Below are 15005 nucleotides of genomic sequence, written 5' to 3' on the forward strand. Positions count from 1 at the left end.
GATGCAGCCGCGCATTCTCTTTCTCCAGATCCCGGATTCGTTCCCGTTGCTGCCGGGACAGCGCCCGTTCCGGGTCGATCTTGTTCAACCGGGCCTGGTTCACCCAGGCCCACAAGGTCTTATCCGAGATGCCCAACTCAGCTGCCACCTGCGTGATCGGTCGCCGTGTCGACGTCACCATCTCGACAGCATCCTGATCGTCACGATCCCGTGGGGCATCGCGTCCTTCCGCATCGCCGGCTACGCACTCTGGCCGTTCGGCGCACCATCGTCGACAGGCCGTCCAGCGGGGCATTCTCGTTCCTCGGTAACGTGGTCTGGGTCATCCTGGCCGGCTGGTGGCTCGCCCTGGCGCACATCGTCTCCGGCGTCGCCCTCTGCGTCACCATCATCGGCATCCCGCTCGGCATCGCCGAATTCAAGATGGTGCCGATCTCCCTGGCGCCGCTCGGCAAGGCCATCGTGCCCACCGGCGGCGAGTTCGACCAGGCGGTCGCCCACCGCACCTCCTAGCCGGTCTCGGCGCACCCCCGCCGACACCCACGTCGACCGGGGTGCTGGCGCGGCCTTGGCAGCAACCTGAGAATATGTCACCACTCGCGTGACGATGTGCTCCCACAGCCCGTCTATGAGGTAGCCCGTTTTCCCGGGCGGAGGTTGACCGCTGGCCTCCCCGTTGTAATCGTTCCACTCGGCACCATTGTTCGAAGGAGAACTTCATGACGTCACCACGAAACGATCCGGGCCCGGATCCCCAGCGCCCGGTAGTCGGCGATGAAACCGCAGCACGCGCTGCCACCAGCGGAAACACCGTCCGCGAAGATGTCCTCGCCAGGGAGAAGGCGGAGTTCGGTGGCATAAAATTCGGTTCGGCCTTCTTCGGCTGGCTCACCGCAACCGGCGCGGCCGTACTCCTTACCGCCCTCGTTGCCGGCGCCGGCGCCGCGGTGGGCCTCGGCTCCCAGTCGGACCCGGCCCAGGCCGGCGAGGCTGCGGCCCAGAACGCCGAGACCGTCGGCCTGATCGGGGCCATCGCCCTGGCCGTCGTGATCTTCATCGCGTACTACTGCGGCGGTTATGTGGCCGGTCGGATGGCGCGATTCAGCGGCGCGAAGCAGGGAATCGCCGTCTGGCTGTGGGCATTGATCATTGCCGTGGTGCTGGCTATCGTGGGCGCCATCGCGGGAAGCCAATTCAACGTCCTGGCCAACCTGAACAGCTTCCCCCGGATCCCCATCAACGAGGGTGACCTTGCGCTGGGAAGCATCATCACGGCCGTCGTGATCGCCCTCGTCAGCCTCGGCGGCGCCATTCTCGGCGGCATTGCCGGGATGCGGTACCACCGCAAGGTCGACAAGGTCGGACTCGGCAAGTAGAACCATCCCCGATCCTCACATCGATCCACCGCCCCACCATCGCCGGGCAACTCGTTCGGCGTGCGAAGCAGGAAGAGAGAAATGACAATGATCAACACCAACAACATCGATTCCCTCATCGGTGCCAACGTCGTCGACACCGAGGGCCGCAAGGTCGGCACCGTCGGCCAGGTGTATCTGGACTCGTCCACCAACCAGCCCAGCTGGGTCACGGTCAAGACCGGACTGTTCGGTACCAGCGAATCCTTCGCGCCGCTCGAGAGCGCCGACTGGACCGACGACGAACTGCGCATCGGCTTCGACAAGAGTTTCGTGAAAGACGCCCCACGCATCGACACCGACGGCTCGCTGGAGAGCGCCGATGAAGACGCGCTCTACCGGTACTACGGGCTCAGCGGGTCCACCGTCGGCCAGAGCACCGGTACCACCGGCACCTACGACGACGCCCGTACCGACGCCACGGTCGGCGACCGTCGCACCGAGGGCTACGACACCTCCGGCCCCACCACGGATGACGCGATGACCCGCTCCGAAGAGCAGTTGCGCGTCGGCACGGAGCAGGTCTCCGCTGGCCGCGCCCGGCTGCGCAAGCACGTGGTGACGGAGAACCAGACCGTCACGGTGCCGGTGAGCCACGAAGAGGTCACCCTCGAGCGTGAAGCCATCACCGACGCCAACATCGGGCAGGCCACGTCCGGACCCGACCTGAGCGAGGAGGAGCACGAAGTGCAGCTCACCGAGGAGCGCGTCGTCGTGGACAAGGAAACCGTCCCGGTGGAGCGGGTTCGCCTGGGCACCGAGACCGTGACGGAAGACCAGCGGGTCTCCGAAGACGTGCGTAAGGAAGAGATCGACTACGACGAGTCGGACCTTGACCGCGACAAGAGCCGCCGCACCCGCGACGACTCCCTGTAGCCGACACCTCCAGAACCGCACGCACGACCGCCGGGCCCCGGGAGACTTCGGTTCCCTGGGCCTGGCGCAATTGTGGCGGCCCGCTCGCCCGATCCGATCACCAGTTCGCCATGACGTTTCCCGCCGGGACGACGTCTCATTCGTAACGCTTGATAATCACGAGGAGTACCGTATGTCATCACGCAACACTCTCGTTCGCAGCTTTCACGACGTGGGCCTGGCCGCCTGGTTCGGCGGCTCCCTGATGGGAGCGGTCGGGCTGAACAGCGCCGCGGCCTCGGTCAGCAACCCCCGGGAACGGCTCGCAGTGGCCAGCGTCGGCTGGAAGCACTGGTCGCCGGTGCAGTTCGCGGCCATGATCGCGCACGGCATCGGTGGCGTCGGCCTCATCCTCGGCAACACCGAGCGACTCGCCGCGCAGCAGGAGGGGCGGGTCAACACCGGGGTCAAGGCCGCCCTCACGCTGGCTGCCATCGGCACGAGCATCTACTCCGGCATCCTCGGCACGCGGATGGCAGCCGGCGGCGACGAACCCGTGGAGGGCACCACGGAGCCCACAGGCGTCACCTCCGACGAGGTGGCGTCGGTGCAGAGCCAGCAGCGCATCATGCAATGGGTCACTCCTGCGATCACGCTGATCCTGATCGTGCTCGCCGCCCAGCAGGGCGAACAGCAGCGCCCCGTCGCCAGCAGCGGCGGCTGGCTGCAGCGACTCATCCAGCGCTGAGCGAAGCATTCCCGGCCCGGGTCGTTTCGACCCGGGCCGCCACCTCATAAGGAGCACGCATGACGAACGCGAACGAAGACCCGACGACCAAGTACTATTCCGAAGGCTTCCCCAAGCAGGAACAGGATCAGCCCGGTCTCACCGGCGCGACCGAGCCGCGCCCCGACCACGGCGAAGACACCTACGAGGGCAGCGGCCGGCTCACCGGCAAGCGGGCCCTGATCACCGGCGGCGACTCCGGCATCGGCCGCGCCGTCGCCATCGCATACGCCAGGGAGGGCGCAGATGTCGCCATCTCCTATCTGCCCGAGGAGCAGGCCGATGCCGAGGACACCGCCGCCCTGATCCGTGCCGCGGGCCGTACCGCGCTGCTGTTGCCCGGCGACATCCGGGAGGAGGGGCACTGCATCTCCATCGTCAACGAAACCGTGACCACCCTGGGCGGGCTGGACATCCTGGTGCTCAACGCTGCCTACCAGGAGAACCGCGACGGCCTGGAAAACCTCTCCACGAAGGAGTTCGACAGGGTCTTCAAGACCAACCTGTACGCCACCCTGTGGATCGCGCGCACCGCCATCCCGCACCTGGCCCCCGGCTCGTCGATCATCTCGACCTCGTCGATCCAGGCGTCGAGCCCTTCCCCGCAACTCATCGACTACGCGATGACCAAGGCCGCGCTGGTCGCCTTCACCCAGGCCCTCGCCCAGCAGCTGGGGTCTACCGGCGTGCGCGTGAATGCCGTGGCCCCCGGTCCGATCTGGACCCCGCTGATCCCGGCCACCTCATGGCCGGACAAGCTGCCGACGTTCGGGCAGGACACCCCGCTGGGCCGGGCCGGGCAGCCGGCCGAACTGGCCGGAGCGTACGTGTTCCTGGCCTCGCCGGAGGCCTCGTACATCTCGGGCGCCGTCGTGCCCGTCACCGGCGGCCGTGGCTTCTGACGCCGGCCGCCGGCAGAACAACCCGAACGGCGGCCCGGGCGGCGGCGCCACCTCGGTGCTGCTCGTGCGGCACGGCGAGAGCGCGGCGAACGTCGCCGCCACCGCCGCCGAGGCCGCCGGCGCCGAGATCGTGGACATGCCGCTGCGCGACGCGGATGTGCCCCTCACGCGCACGGGCACCGACCAGGCCGAAGCCCTCAGGCGCTGGCTCGACGCCCGCCCGGCGGGGGAGTACCCGGACTCGGTCTGGGCATCCCCGTACCTCCGCGCCGCGGAGACCGCCGGCATCGCGCTCGGTAGCCGCCCGGACGCGGCCGGCACGAAGCTCGACGAGCGGTTGCGCGACCGCGAACTTGGAGTGCTCGACTTGCTCACCACCAGCGGCGTGGCGGCTCGGCTGCCGGTCGAAGCGGCCCGCCGCCGCAGGCTGGGCAAGTACTACTACCGCCCGCCCGGCGGCGAATCCTGGGCGGATGTGAGCCTGCGCATCCGGTCCTTCCTGCCGGTGCTCGACGCCGACGACTGCGGCCCGAACGCCCTGGTCGTGTCGCACGACGCCGTCATCCTGTTGTTTCGCATGGTGTGCGAAGAACTCGCCGAACTGGACGCCCTGCGCCTGGCCCGCACCGAACCGCTGCTGAACGCCTCGATCACCCGCCTGGTCCGGGACCACCGGCACGCACCCTGGCGAGTCGACCGCTATAACGACGTGTCCCACCTGGTCACGGCCGGGGCCAGCGTCACCGCGCACACCTCCGCGAAGGACGCCGATGTTGCCGCCGACTGAGGGTCACAGCACCCTGACGCCCGCCCTGTTGCGGGACTGGCCGCTGCCCGCCGGCGGCGACTCCAAGTACGCCAGGGGCCAGGTGGTCGTGGTCGGCGGCGCCCGCAAGGCGCCTGGCGGCGCCCTGCTCGCCGGCACCGCGGCCCTGCGCGTGGGAGCCGGGCGGCTCACGCTGGGCGTGGGCGCGTCGGTGGCGGTGCCGCTGGCCGTCGCCGTGCCCGAGGCCGGCGTGGTGGGCCTGCCGGAAACCTCCACCGGGGCGGTGCGCGGCGGCGACCTGGACCCGCTGGCCGACGAACTCCGCGACGCGGATGCCGTCGTGCTGGGCAGCGGCCTCGACGACGCCGACGAAACGAAGGTGATGCTCGGCAACCTGCCCGGCCTCCTCAGCGCGTCCACCGGCCTGGTGCTGGATGCGTTCGCGCTGGGCGCGCTCGCCAGCCTCGGCGACGACTTCCGGTCGCCTGGCGCCCTCATCCTCACCCCCAACCCGGCCGAGGCCGGCCTCCTCCTCGGCCGTGACCTCGACGACCTCGAGGCAGACATCGCGCGCATCGCCGCCCGCTTCTCCGCCACGGTCAGCTGCCAGGGTGTCATCGCGGCGCCGGATGGCCGGATCTGGCTGGCCGGCACCGGGCAGGGCGGCCTGGGCACCTCGGGCAGCGGCGATGTGCTCGCCGGCGCAATCGGCGGCCTGCTCGCCCGTGGCGCAACTGAAGAGCAGGCCGCCTGTTGGGGCACCTGGCTGCACGCCGCTGCGGGGGACCGGCTGAACGCCCGGGTGGGCCCCACCGGCTATCTCGCTCGGGAACTGTCGTCGGAATTGCCCCGTCTGCTCGCCGAGCTGGGCCAGCATGCCTGACCGGGTCGCACGATAGGAGACAGACCATCGGAAAACTCATCTACGACGGCATCGAGGTCCAGTTCGAAGACCGCGCACTCGTGCACCTGCAAATCGTGATCGGCTCGAAGCTGCGCAGGGGCGAGAGTTTTTTCCTGTCCTGGAACGATTCGCCTTCCATCGGCGCTGGCCGGTGCAGCGCGTGGCTGCACCCCGGCATCCCCTTGTTCTTTAAATACCACGGCGGAAAGACCCCCAGCATCAACCGGGCGTGGGTCGACGCTCTCACGATTGCAGCGAACAGTGGCCACGGTTTGCTACTCAGTGCCGAACCGCCGGAGCCGGCTGCGAGGCGCCGCACCATCGGCAGCTGAGCTCCTCAAGCGGCTCCGGAACGGTTCGGCTCAGGGGGTCAGCACCACCTTGATGCAGCCCTTCTCCTTCTTCTGGAACAGGTCGTACATCTCCGGCGCCCGGCCCAACGGCACCCGGTGCGTCACCAGGTCCTCGACGCCCAACGGGTCGGCGGGGTCTTCGACAAGCGGAACCAGCTCGTCCAGCCACGGCTGAACATTGCACTGACCCATCCGGATGGTGACCTGCCTGTCGAACAGCGATTTCATCGGGGTGGGGTCGGATTCACCGGCATACACGCCGCTGAGCGACACCGTGCCGCCGCGACGCACGGCGTCGAAGGCGAGGTGCATCGCGCTGAGCCGGTCGATCCCGCCGGTGTTCATCACCTTTTTCGCCACGGCGTCGGGCAGCAGTCCCACCGCGGCCTGGGCCAGACTGGCCGCCGGCGCGCCGTGGGCCTCAAGGCCCACGGCGTCCACGATCGAGTCGGGACCGCGCCCGTTGGTCGTGTCGCGGAGCTGCTCCAGCACGTCCTCGGTGAGGTCCAGCGTCTCGATGCCGTAGCGCTCCGCCATCAGGCGACGCTCCGGTACCGGGTCCACCGCGACCACCCGGTGCCCCAGGTGGCGGCCGATCCGGCCCACGAACTGGCCTACCGGCCCGAGACCGAGCACCCCGAGGACGCCGTCCTCGGGCAGGTTGGCGTACGCGACGCCCTGCCGGGCGGTGGGCAGGATGTCGCTGAGGAACAGGTAGCGTTCGTCCGGCAGGTCGTGACCGACCTTGCGGGCGTTGAAATCGGCCAGCGGCACGCGCAGCCGTTCGGCCTGACCTCCGGGCACCGAGCCGTACAGCTCGGTGTACCCGTAGAGGGAGGCGCCGCTGTCGTGGGCGTGGTTCTGGGTGGTTTCGCACTGCGTGGTCAGCCCGCGCAGACACATGAAGCAGTCGCCGCACGCGATCACGAACGGGATGACCACCCGGTCCCCGGGGACCAGGTTCCGCACGGCTGACCCCACCTCTTCCACGACGCCCATCGACTCGTGGCCGAGAATGTCGCCGGGTGTGAGGAATGGCCCGAACACCTCGTACAGGTGCAGGTCCGACCCGCAGATGGCCGTCGACGTGATCCGGATGACAACATCCGTCGGCTTCTCGATGACCGGGTCGGGTACCTCGTCGACCGAGACGTGCCGCTTGCCCTGCCAGGTGAGGGCCTTCACTTGGACGTCGACTCCGGCGTGGTGGGGCCGTAGAACGATTCCACGTCGGCCATCTCCATGGCCGCGGTGGCCTGGATCAGCTCGATCAGCTCCGGGTCGAGCCCCGGGGAGAATTCCTCGAGCCGCTCCGGCGCGATCACCGACGGAACCCCTTCGGGCGCCTGCTGGTCGGCGACAAGGTTGGTGCCGTCCTTGGATGGCGACATGCCCTGGAAGATCTTGCCCGCCTCCGACTCGTTGCGGAGGTCGAAGCTGTACTGCTTGCTGTGCAGGTTCAGATCGAGCAGCTTCTTGACCTCGGGGAACTTCTCCGCGTTGGTCTTCGGGATCGGCAGCAGGGTGTTCCAGTGCACGCCCAGGGTCTCGAGGGCCTTGGCGTAGGCGTTCTCGTGCGCCTGGTCCCGCACGATCAGGTAGGCGATCGTGGACCGGGCCGTCTTGTTGTCGGTCATCTCGTAGATCCGGCACTTCTGCAGCCGGCCGGTGGACTCCAGCATCAGGTTGTAGAGCAGGTCCAGCACGAGGTTGCCGGAGTTGTAGACGTAGCTGCCGAGCCACGGGTTGCCGGCCGCGTCGACCGGCAGGGCGCCCTGCGCACCGACCAGGTAGTGGTGGATGTTGCTGTGGTCCAGGGCGATGTTCAACGGGATCGCCCCGCCGGAGCCGGGCTTGTCCAGCGGGTCGGTGACCTTGCCCTGGTAGCGGGGCGAACCATCCAGCAACCGCGAGATGGTGGTGCCGATCAACTCGACGTGGCTGATCTCCTCGGTGCCGATGCCCTGGATGAGGTCGCGGTACGGCTTGGCCGACGGGCCGCGGAAGTTGATGGACTGGAACAGGTACTGCATCATGGTGCGCATCTCACCGAACTGCCCACCCAGCCCCTCCTGCAGCGCGTTGGCGGCTGCCGGATCCGGCTCGTCCTGGACGATGTCGTTGATGAGGTTTTGCACGTGGAAGTACATGGTTTTCCTTTCATCGAGAGGAGCAGGTGAATGTCCGGGTCAGGCAGGGTGTTCGATCGCGAGGGCCTACTCGGCGTCGTGGCGCCGGGCGCTCTTCTCGCGCAGTTGGCGTCCGGTGGCGACGTCCGTGCGGTCCTTCTCGGCCGCCTTGTCGCTCTTGCGGGTGTCCCGCGGCGGCAGTTGGATGTCATCTTCCGCCGCGATGCCGGCCTGGAGTTGGCGGCCCCGTTCGAGTTCGGCGTCGAACTCGGCGCCGAAAAGCAGGGCGAGGTTGGCGATCCAGAGCCAGAGCAGGAAGATGATGACGCCGGCGAGTGAGCCGTAGGTGCGGTCGTAGTTGGAGAAGTTGGTGATGTACAGCCCGAAGAGGAACGACGCGATCACCAGGGTGATCAGCGCCAGCAGCGCGCCGAGGCTGATCCAGCGGAACTTGGGCTGCTTGGCGTTCGGGGTGGCGTAGTAGAGGATGGCGATGATCAGCACCGCCGCCAACGCCAGGATCGGCCATTTCACGATGGACCAGACGATCTGCACGGTCTCGCCGAGGCCGAGGGCGCTGCCCACGGCATCCGTGACGGGCCCGGAAACGATGAGGATCACCAGCATGATGAGGATCAGCAGGATGCTGACGATCGTCACGAACAGCTGCATCGGGCGCAGCTTCCAGAACGGCCGGCCCTCTTCGATTTCGTAGATGCGGTTCATGGCCCGGCTGAACGCGCCGACGTAGCCGGATGCCGACCAGATGGCCAGCACGATGCCGAAGACCAGGGCGAACCCGGCGGCCGGTGACGAGCTGAACTGCTCGAGCGGTTCGCGCAGCACGTCGGCCGTGCCGCCGGGAGCCACCTGGTTGACGAGATTGAGGATGGTGTCGACGGACCGTTCGCCCTGGCCGAAGACGCCCAGCAGCGAGATCAGCGCGATCAGTGCCGGGAACAGCGCCAACACGGCGTAGTACGTCAATGACGCGGCGATGTCGGTGCACTGGTCGGCGGAGAACTCCCGCAGCGTCTTCTTGAACGCGTACTTCCAGGACGGCTTGCTCACCTCACCCGGCGAATCCGGTTTGCGCGGATCGTTGGGGGAGGGAGCAGCGTTCTTCTTCTCACGGGTGTCGTTGCTGGCCACCGGTACATCTCCTCGTTCTTGTCTTGCGGGTGGTGCGGGGTGCGCCGTTAGCCGACGGTGCCCTGCCCGGAGTGCTTGGCCGTGTCGCGCACCTCTTCGGCGGAGGAGGTGGTTTCGGACTTCACCGTGCCGGCGGCATCCGTGGCCGTGCCCTTGACGGCGTCGGCGGCGTCGGTGAGCGGCTGCTTGAGGTTTTCACCGACCTCCTTCGCGGCGTCTTTGACCTCGGAGACGAGCGGCTCGGCGGCGTCCTTCACATTCGACGCGACCCTCTTCTCGACGGTGCTGGCGGGGATCAGCGACGACGCCAACCAGCCGACACCGAATGCGATCAGGCCCACCGCGAGCGGGTTGCCCTTCGCCTTGTCGACGGCGTTGTGCGCCAGGCCGGACGCCTCGTTGGCCACGCCGCCGAGGGAGTCGCCGGCGTCGGATGCGCTACCCATGAGCTTGTCCTTCACTGAGGAGACCGCCCCTCGTACCTTGTCGGTTTGGCGGTGCATGATCTTCCCAGGGGTGACCTTGTCGGCCAGGGCGTCGACGTCGGCGCCCAGATCGCGACGGGTCTCTTCGATCTGGCTCCGCAGGACCTCGGGGTCGGAACTCGGGTTGGAAATACTCATCGGTTTTCCTCATTTCGTTTCAGTGCGTCGGGAATCTGCTTCAGGGTGTCGACGGTTTCGGGCGCGCCCTTGATGGCCTTCATTTCCTTACGGCCGAGGACAAACAAGACGGCGGCGACGATGCCCCAGATGACGGCGATGATCAGGGCGGACCAGGCGATGTCGATGACGTGCCCGAGTCCCCACCACGCCGCGAACGACAGGAACAGGATGGTCAGGTGGCCGGCGTACCCGGCTCCACCGAACATCCCGGCGCCCTTGCCGGCGCGGGTCGCGGACTGCTTGACCTCGGCCTTCGCCAGTGCGACTTCTTGGCGCATCAGGACGGAGATGTCGCGGGTCACCTCGCTGAGCAGGTCGCCCAGGGAGGTATCCGCCGCCTTGCGTTCGGAGGGGGTGGGCAGGTCACTCATTGCGGTTCTCCCCGTATTCGGGGTACTCGGTGGCGAGAGGGTCGCCAACGCCGGTCGCGGTGGGTGTCTCAAGGGTGGTGTCGACGGGGGTGTTGTAGGCCGTGTCGATCCCGGTGGTGGCGCCGACCCCGTACTCGGATCCGGCGACCCCGTACTCGGATCCGGCGACCGCGGGAGCGCCGGTTCGGTAGCCGGCCCCGGTCTGCGTGCCGGTCCCGGTCGTGCCGGAGTCGGAGGAGTCCTTGGCCTCGGCGATCACCGACCGGGTCAGACGCCCGGCGACCACTCCGGCCACTGCGGCGACGGCGATGAACACGCCGGGACGACGGCGGGCGAAGCTCTTCACTTCGTCGAGCAGGGCGGCGGGGTCGCGCTGCTCCAGCCAGTCCGCGACACCGGCGGCGCGGGTGGCCGCCTGGTGGGCCAGGTCGCTAGCCACACCCTGAGTTTCGGACTTGTCGGCCATCGAGCCGAATTCGTCGCTGAGCGAGCGGATGCCGGAGGCGACCCGCTTCTGCTGCGAGGCGGCCTGGTCCTTCAGTTCGCCCTGCGTCTGGCGATAGAGGTCCTTGGCTTGCTGCTTGGTTTCGCTGCCGACCTTGTGCAGTTCGTCCTTGGCGACGCCGGCGACGTGCTGCCCTGCGGCGACCGAGGTGTCCTTCACTTCGGCGGCGCGTTCCTTGGCATCGGGGCCATTGTCGGACGCCGCATTGGTGCCGAGGTCCGGGGTTCCCGGTGCGGATGTTGGATATGTGTTCGACATGACTCTCCTTGAGAAATCGATGTGAGCAAGACGTCGCGGCTCGACGCCTAGGTCGTGATGCGACCATCATTATTCGAGATTCGCGGGATTTCAAGCATTGGGCGCCAACAGGTATTTTTAACTTTTTTCTGTGACGAAACCCCGATTTCACCGTCCATATATAGGCGCAGCGGGTTCGGCACCTGACACCCAAGTGGGGGTAGCACATTTAAGAAAAAACGGGTATTTTGTCCGATTCTCGAACCCGGCTCAGCATCGTTACGCACCGTGCAGGGAGCCGGCGGTCCGCCCTATCGCGATCGGCCGTGACGTCGTCGCTGCTCGCGCTGTGCGTCCTCGACCACCCGACTGATGGTGAGGAACGTGCTCTCCCACTCGTCGAGAATGTGCCGTTGGGTGAGCCTCAGCACCCGGCGGCCGAGCCCCTCGTACAACAGGTCGCGGTCGCGGTCGGCTTGGAAGCGGTCGGGGCCGTGCCATTGCCTGCCGTCGGTCTCGAGATCGACGCAGTCCTCCACGACCAGGTCCTCGGCCGGCATGCCTCGTGGGGTCTCCTGCGCCACCACCCGGAATCCGGCATGCCGAAGCCGTCGCCGCACGATGGTCTCCTGACCCGAATCGGCGGTGAACTCGATCTCTGCGACCCCCGCCTGAAGGTGTTCCGGCGCCATCGCGCAGATGTCCCACAGCTGTTCGGCGGTGATGAACCCCTCGTGCACCGACGATTCCAGGCAGGCGATCGCGTTCTCCTCATCGAGGCAGTGGATGGCGCGCCACACTGACTCCATCGGCTCAACCAGCAGGCACCGGCCGGCCGAGCTGTGCACCTTCTCGTCGTGTCGTGCGGCGGCCCGTGGGCGCGCTGCGCCGGCCGATCGACGGTGTGCCAGGCAGCCGCCCCTTCCGCCACGGCCCCGATGGCCGGCCGCGGCGTGGCCAACCCTGCGGACGGTGACCGGCCGAACGGTCCGGAGAAGGGTTCCGACCAGTGGTACACGATCGGCTGTCCGCGCTCATCGACCAGGTCGCGCCGGGTCCCGTGCTGCCCCGGCCGCAGCTGCAGGTGCAGCCGCCGGTCACCGCCGGCCCACACGTTGCTCAGACGGAGAGCCGACAGGCAGCCGATGCGTCCATGGGCCCGGGCCGCTGAGATTCGCGCGCCCCCACCCTCCATCTCGATGAGGTGGACGCAGCCGTACCGGCCACGCGCCACCCGGGTGAGCGCCCTTCGGGCCAGCGCGTCGCGCAGTGCGCGGGCGGGCACCCCCCGCTCGCGCAACTCCTCGACGGACGCGAGGTGTCCGAGCGTGCACACCACCAGTTCGGCAGAAACCATGCCGCCACACTCCGCCCCGACGCCCCTTCGGCCCCCACATCGCCGCAACCTGTGCGCTCCGCCCCGGTTCCCGCCCGGTGGAGGAGCGCCCGCGCCCCACGTCCCGCTTCCGCCCCCACGTCGCACGCCCCGCACGTAGGGGCGGAGAATGTCGCGACGCGCCGTCGTCGCGACCCGGAATCCCGGCGCGTCCCGAGATCTTCCGCCTTTACGTCCGGGGCGGGGGCGCCGTGCTCGCGCGCATCACGAGGTGCGTGGGCACGATGGTGGTGCCCGCGCCCACGGCCGCCGGGGAGTCGATCTGGGCGAGCAACTTCTCGATGCAGAGCCGGCCCACCTGGCCGAAGTCCTGGTGCACGGTGGTCAGCGGCGGCCAGAACGCATCCGCCTCGCTCATGTCGTCGAAGCCCACCACGCTGCAGGAGGCCGGCACCGATCGGCCCGCCTCGTGCATGGCCCGCATCACGCCGAGGGCCATCTGGTCGTTCGACGCGAAGATCGCCGTGACGGCCGGGTCCGCGGCCAGTCGCACCCCGTGCTCGTACCCGCTCTGCGCGTTCCAGTCGCCCACGAGCACCGGCGGCACCGCGGCGCCGGCCGCCGCCAGCGTCTGTCGCCAGGATGCCGTGCGCCGCCCGGCCGAGTACGACGACTCCGGCCCGGCGATGTGCCACACCCTCTGGTGCCCGAGGTCGAGCAGGTGCTGGGTGGCCAGCCGGGCACCCTCGGTCTGGTCGGTGTCCACCACGGTGTACCGGGCACCGGCGTCGGAGTCCACGATCACGACGGGCAGCCCGGTCGGCACGGTCACGTCGTTCCGGTCCAGGATGTGCGCTTCCATGATGATCACGATGCCGTCGACAGCCTGCTCGGCGAGCCGGTTCACGGCGCCGGCGACCTCGCCCTGGGTGGGCAGCGCCACCGGCAGCAGCGTGATCGAGTAGCCGGCGGCAGCAGCAGCGGTGGCCACGGCGTCGAGGGTGCGCATGTTGCCGAAGCTGGACATGGTGACCAGGATCACACCGATGGTGCGGAACCGGCCGGACTTCAGCGCCCGGGCCGCACTGTTGGGCCGGTAGCCGACCTCGTCCATCGCGGCGAGCACCCGGCCGCGGCCGGTTTCCTGCAGTTCATGAACGAGGGTGAGGGCACCCAGATCTCCATCGACGAGGGTGGCTTCCCGTCCACCGTCGCCGACCTGGAGTCCGACGAGTTCCTCGGCTACGAGAGCGACTACTTCGGCGGCCTGAAGATCAACGAGGTGCTCGTGCAGGCCGCCAAGGACGTCGTGCCCGGCTGGACCTACCTGCCGTTCCAGGTCTACTCGAACAGCACCTTCGCCGACACCGTTGGCCGGTCCTACGCCAAGAAGACCAGCATCAACGATGGTCTGACCGCCTGGCAGGACGCGATCACCGAGTACGGCAACGAGCAGGGCTTCACGGTCACCACCAAGTAGCACCCGCACCACCACCAGAGGGGGGTGGGTCTGAACGAACGGACCCACCCTCCTGCTGTACCTATCTGTGAAGAGGATTCCCCCGTGTTGCACGCCCGGCTCAGCATCACCCGCGACGACGTCGTCGCCCCCGTCTCACCCCGGCTGTTCGGCTCGTTCGTCGAACACATGGGCCGCTCCGTCTACACCGCCATCTACGAGCCAGGCCTCCCCACCGCCGACGCGGATGGCTTCCGCCACGACGTGCTCGACCTGGTGCGGGAACTCGGCCCCAGCCTGATCCGCTACCCGGGCGGCAACTTCGTCTCCGGCTTTCGCTGGGAAGACAGCGTCGGCCCCGCGGCCGAGCGCCCCGTGCGCCTCGACCTGGCCTGGCACAGCGTGGAGACCAACCAGGTCGGCCTGCACGAATTCGCCGGCTGGGCCGAGGCCGCCGGCGTCGAGGTGATGCAGGCGGTGAACGTGGGCACCCGGGGCATCGCGGATGCCGCGGCCCTGCTGGAATACTCCAACCACCCGGGCGGCACTGCTCTCAGCGACCAGCGCCGGGCCAACGGCCGCACCGAACCCTTCGGCATCCGCGTGTGGTGCTTGGGTAACGAGATGGACGGCCCGTGGCAGATCGGCCACAAGACCGCCGAGGAGTACGGCCGGCTGGCCGCCGAGACCGCCCGGGTGATGAAGTGGGTTGACCCCACCATCGAACTCGTCGTCGCCGGCAGCTCCAACGCCGAGATGCCCACCTTCGGCAGCTGGGAACGCACCGTGCTCGAGCACACCGCTGGGCTCGTCGACCACATCTCCCTGCACGCCTACTACGAGGAGAAGCCCGGCGACCTCGGCAGCTTCCTCGCCTCCGGCGTGAGCCTGGACCGGTGCATCGGCGATGTCGCGCAGATCATCGACGAGGTCACCATGGCGCAGGGGCTCGACAAGCAGATCGGCATCAGCGTCGACGAGTGGAACGTCTGGTACCAGACCCGGTTCAACGAGGTCGACAAGGCGCCGCTGTTCGCCGGCGACTGGAACACACAGCCGCGCCTGATCGAAGACGAGTACAACGTCAGCGATGCCGTCGTCGTCGGCTCGCTGCTGATCACGCTGCTGCGCAACAGCGACCGGGTCTCGATGGCCAACCTCGCCCAGCT

At 68.2% G+C, this 15005-nt stretch carries 18 protein-coding genes and 1 pseudogene; 10 read left to right on the top strand and 9 right to left on the bottom strand.

The window, feature by feature from the left end:
• Positions 1-181 (bottom strand): transposase (locus tag JWP54_RS05655; RefSeq protein ID WP_297368530.1); only part of this gene is annotated, 181 nt, incomplete at its 3' end.
• Between the two features lie 9 nt (positions 182-190).
• Here JWP54_RS05655 and JWP54_RS05660 point away from each other — a divergent pair.
• The 8 genes and pseudogenes from JWP54_RS05660 to JWP54_RS05695 all read left to right on the top strand — a co-directional run.
• Positions 191-513: pseudogene (locus tag JWP54_RS05660) on the top strand (YccF domain-containing protein); the annotation flags it as partial.
• A gap of 206 nt (positions 514-719) precedes the next feature.
• Positions 720-1376 carry a hypothetical protein gene (locus JWP54_RS05665; RefSeq protein ID WP_297368533.1) on the top strand — a complete coding sequence of 219 codons (657 nt, stop codon included), beginning with the start codon at positions 720-722 and terminating at the stop codon, positions 1374-1376.
• A gap of 87 nt (positions 1377-1463) precedes the next feature.
• Positions 1464-2291, top strand: coding sequence for a PRC and DUF2382 domain-containing protein (locus JWP54_RS05670; RefSeq protein WP_297368573.1), 828 nt, complete (start codon positions 1464-1466; stop codon positions 2289-2291).
• Between the two features lie 172 nt (positions 2292-2463).
• Entirely contained in the window at positions 2464-3018 is a 555-nt protein-coding gene (locus JWP54_RS05675; RefSeq protein WP_297368536.1) for a hypothetical protein, read from the top strand.
• Between the two features lie 59 nt (positions 3019-3077).
• A complete protein-coding gene (locus JWP54_RS05680) occupies positions 3078-3959 on the top strand; it encodes an SDR family oxidoreductase (RefSeq protein ID WP_297368538.1) in 882 nt (293 codons plus the stop codon).
• Positions 3949-4746, top strand: a complete 798-nt coding sequence (locus JWP54_RS05685; RefSeq protein WP_297368541.1) for a histidine phosphatase family protein — start codon at positions 3949-3951, stop codon at positions 4744-4746. The genes JWP54_RS05680 and JWP54_RS05685 overlap by 11 nt, the downstream gene beginning before the upstream one ends.
• Positions 4730-5608, top strand: a complete 879-nt coding sequence (locus JWP54_RS05690) for an NAD(P)H-hydrate dehydratase (protein WP_297368543.1) — start codon at positions 4730-4732, stop codon at positions 5606-5608. Before JWP54_RS05685 ends, JWP54_RS05690 begins: the two co-directional genes overlap by 17 nt.
• Before the next feature lie 26 nt (positions 5609-5634).
• A complete protein-coding gene (locus JWP54_RS05695; RefSeq protein WP_297368576.1) occupies positions 5635-5961 on the top strand; it encodes an ATP-dependent DNA ligase in 327 nt (108 codons plus the stop codon).
• 30 nt (positions 5962-5991) lie between these two features.
• Here JWP54_RS05695 and JWP54_RS05700 read toward each other — a convergent pair whose 3' ends face one another.
• The 8 genes from JWP54_RS05700 to JWP54_RS05735 form a co-directional block, all read right to left on the bottom strand.
• Positions 5992-7167: an alcohol dehydrogenase catalytic domain-containing protein gene (locus tag JWP54_RS05700; protein ID WP_297368546.1), complete on the bottom strand. Its 1176-nt coding sequence runs from the start codon at positions 7165-7167 to the stop codon at positions 5992-5994.
• Entirely contained in the window at positions 7164-8132 is a 969-nt protein-coding gene (locus tag JWP54_RS05705) for a manganese catalase family protein (protein ID WP_297368549.1), read from the bottom strand. Before JWP54_RS05705 ends, JWP54_RS05700 begins: the two co-directional genes overlap by 4 nt.
• Positions 8133-8198: 66 nt before the next feature.
• Positions 8199-9263, bottom strand: a complete 1065-nt coding sequence (locus JWP54_RS05710) for a YihY/virulence factor BrkB family protein (RefSeq protein ID WP_297368552.1) — start codon at positions 9261-9263, stop codon at positions 8199-8201.
• 47 nt (positions 9264-9310) lie between these two features.
• The gene (locus tag JWP54_RS05715) at positions 9311-9886 is read right to left on the bottom strand and encodes a DUF3618 domain-containing protein (RefSeq protein WP_297368555.1); all 576 of its coding nucleotides are present in this window, start codon (positions 9884-9886) and stop codon (positions 9311-9313) included.
• Complete coding sequence (locus tag JWP54_RS05720) at positions 9883-10299, bottom strand: phage holin family protein (RefSeq protein WP_297368558.1); 417 nt, start codon at positions 10297-10299, stop codon at positions 9883-9885. Before JWP54_RS05720 ends, JWP54_RS05715 begins: the two co-directional genes overlap by 4 nt.
• Positions 10292-11062, bottom strand: coding sequence for a hypothetical protein (locus tag JWP54_RS05725; protein WP_297368560.1), 771 nt, complete (start codon positions 11060-11062; stop codon positions 10292-10294). Before JWP54_RS05725 ends, JWP54_RS05720 begins: the two co-directional genes overlap by 8 nt.
• 290 nt (positions 11063-11352) lie before the next feature.
• Entirely contained in the window at positions 11353-11850 is a 498-nt protein-coding gene (locus JWP54_RS05730; protein WP_297368562.1) for a hypothetical protein, read from the bottom strand.
• Positions 11851-12606: 756 nt separating this feature from the next.
• Complete coding sequence (locus tag JWP54_RS05735; protein WP_297368564.1) at positions 12607-13503, bottom strand: substrate-binding domain-containing protein; 897 nt, start codon at positions 13501-13503, stop codon at positions 12607-12609.
• A 27-nt stretch (positions 13504-13530) separates the two neighbouring features.
• Here JWP54_RS05735 and JWP54_RS05740 point away from each other — a divergent pair, with 27 nt between their 5' ends.
• Both JWP54_RS05740 and JWP54_RS05745 read left to right on the top strand, forming a co-directional pair.
• Positions 13531-13857 carry a hypothetical protein gene (locus JWP54_RS05740; RefSeq protein WP_297368567.1) on the top strand — a complete coding sequence of 109 codons (327 nt, stop codon included), beginning with the start codon at positions 13531-13533 and terminating at the stop codon, positions 13855-13857.
• An 84-nt stretch (positions 13858-13941) separates the two neighbouring features.
• Positions 13942-15005, top strand: a 1064-nt coding sequence (locus JWP54_RS05745; protein WP_297368570.1) for an alpha-L-arabinofuranosidase C-terminal domain-containing protein, incomplete at its 3' end; no start/stop codon positions are given.

This window comes from Cryobacterium sp., assembly GCF_025463825.1.
Lineage (GTDB): Bacteria > Actinomycetota > Actinomycetes > Actinomycetales > Microbacteriaceae > Cryobacterium.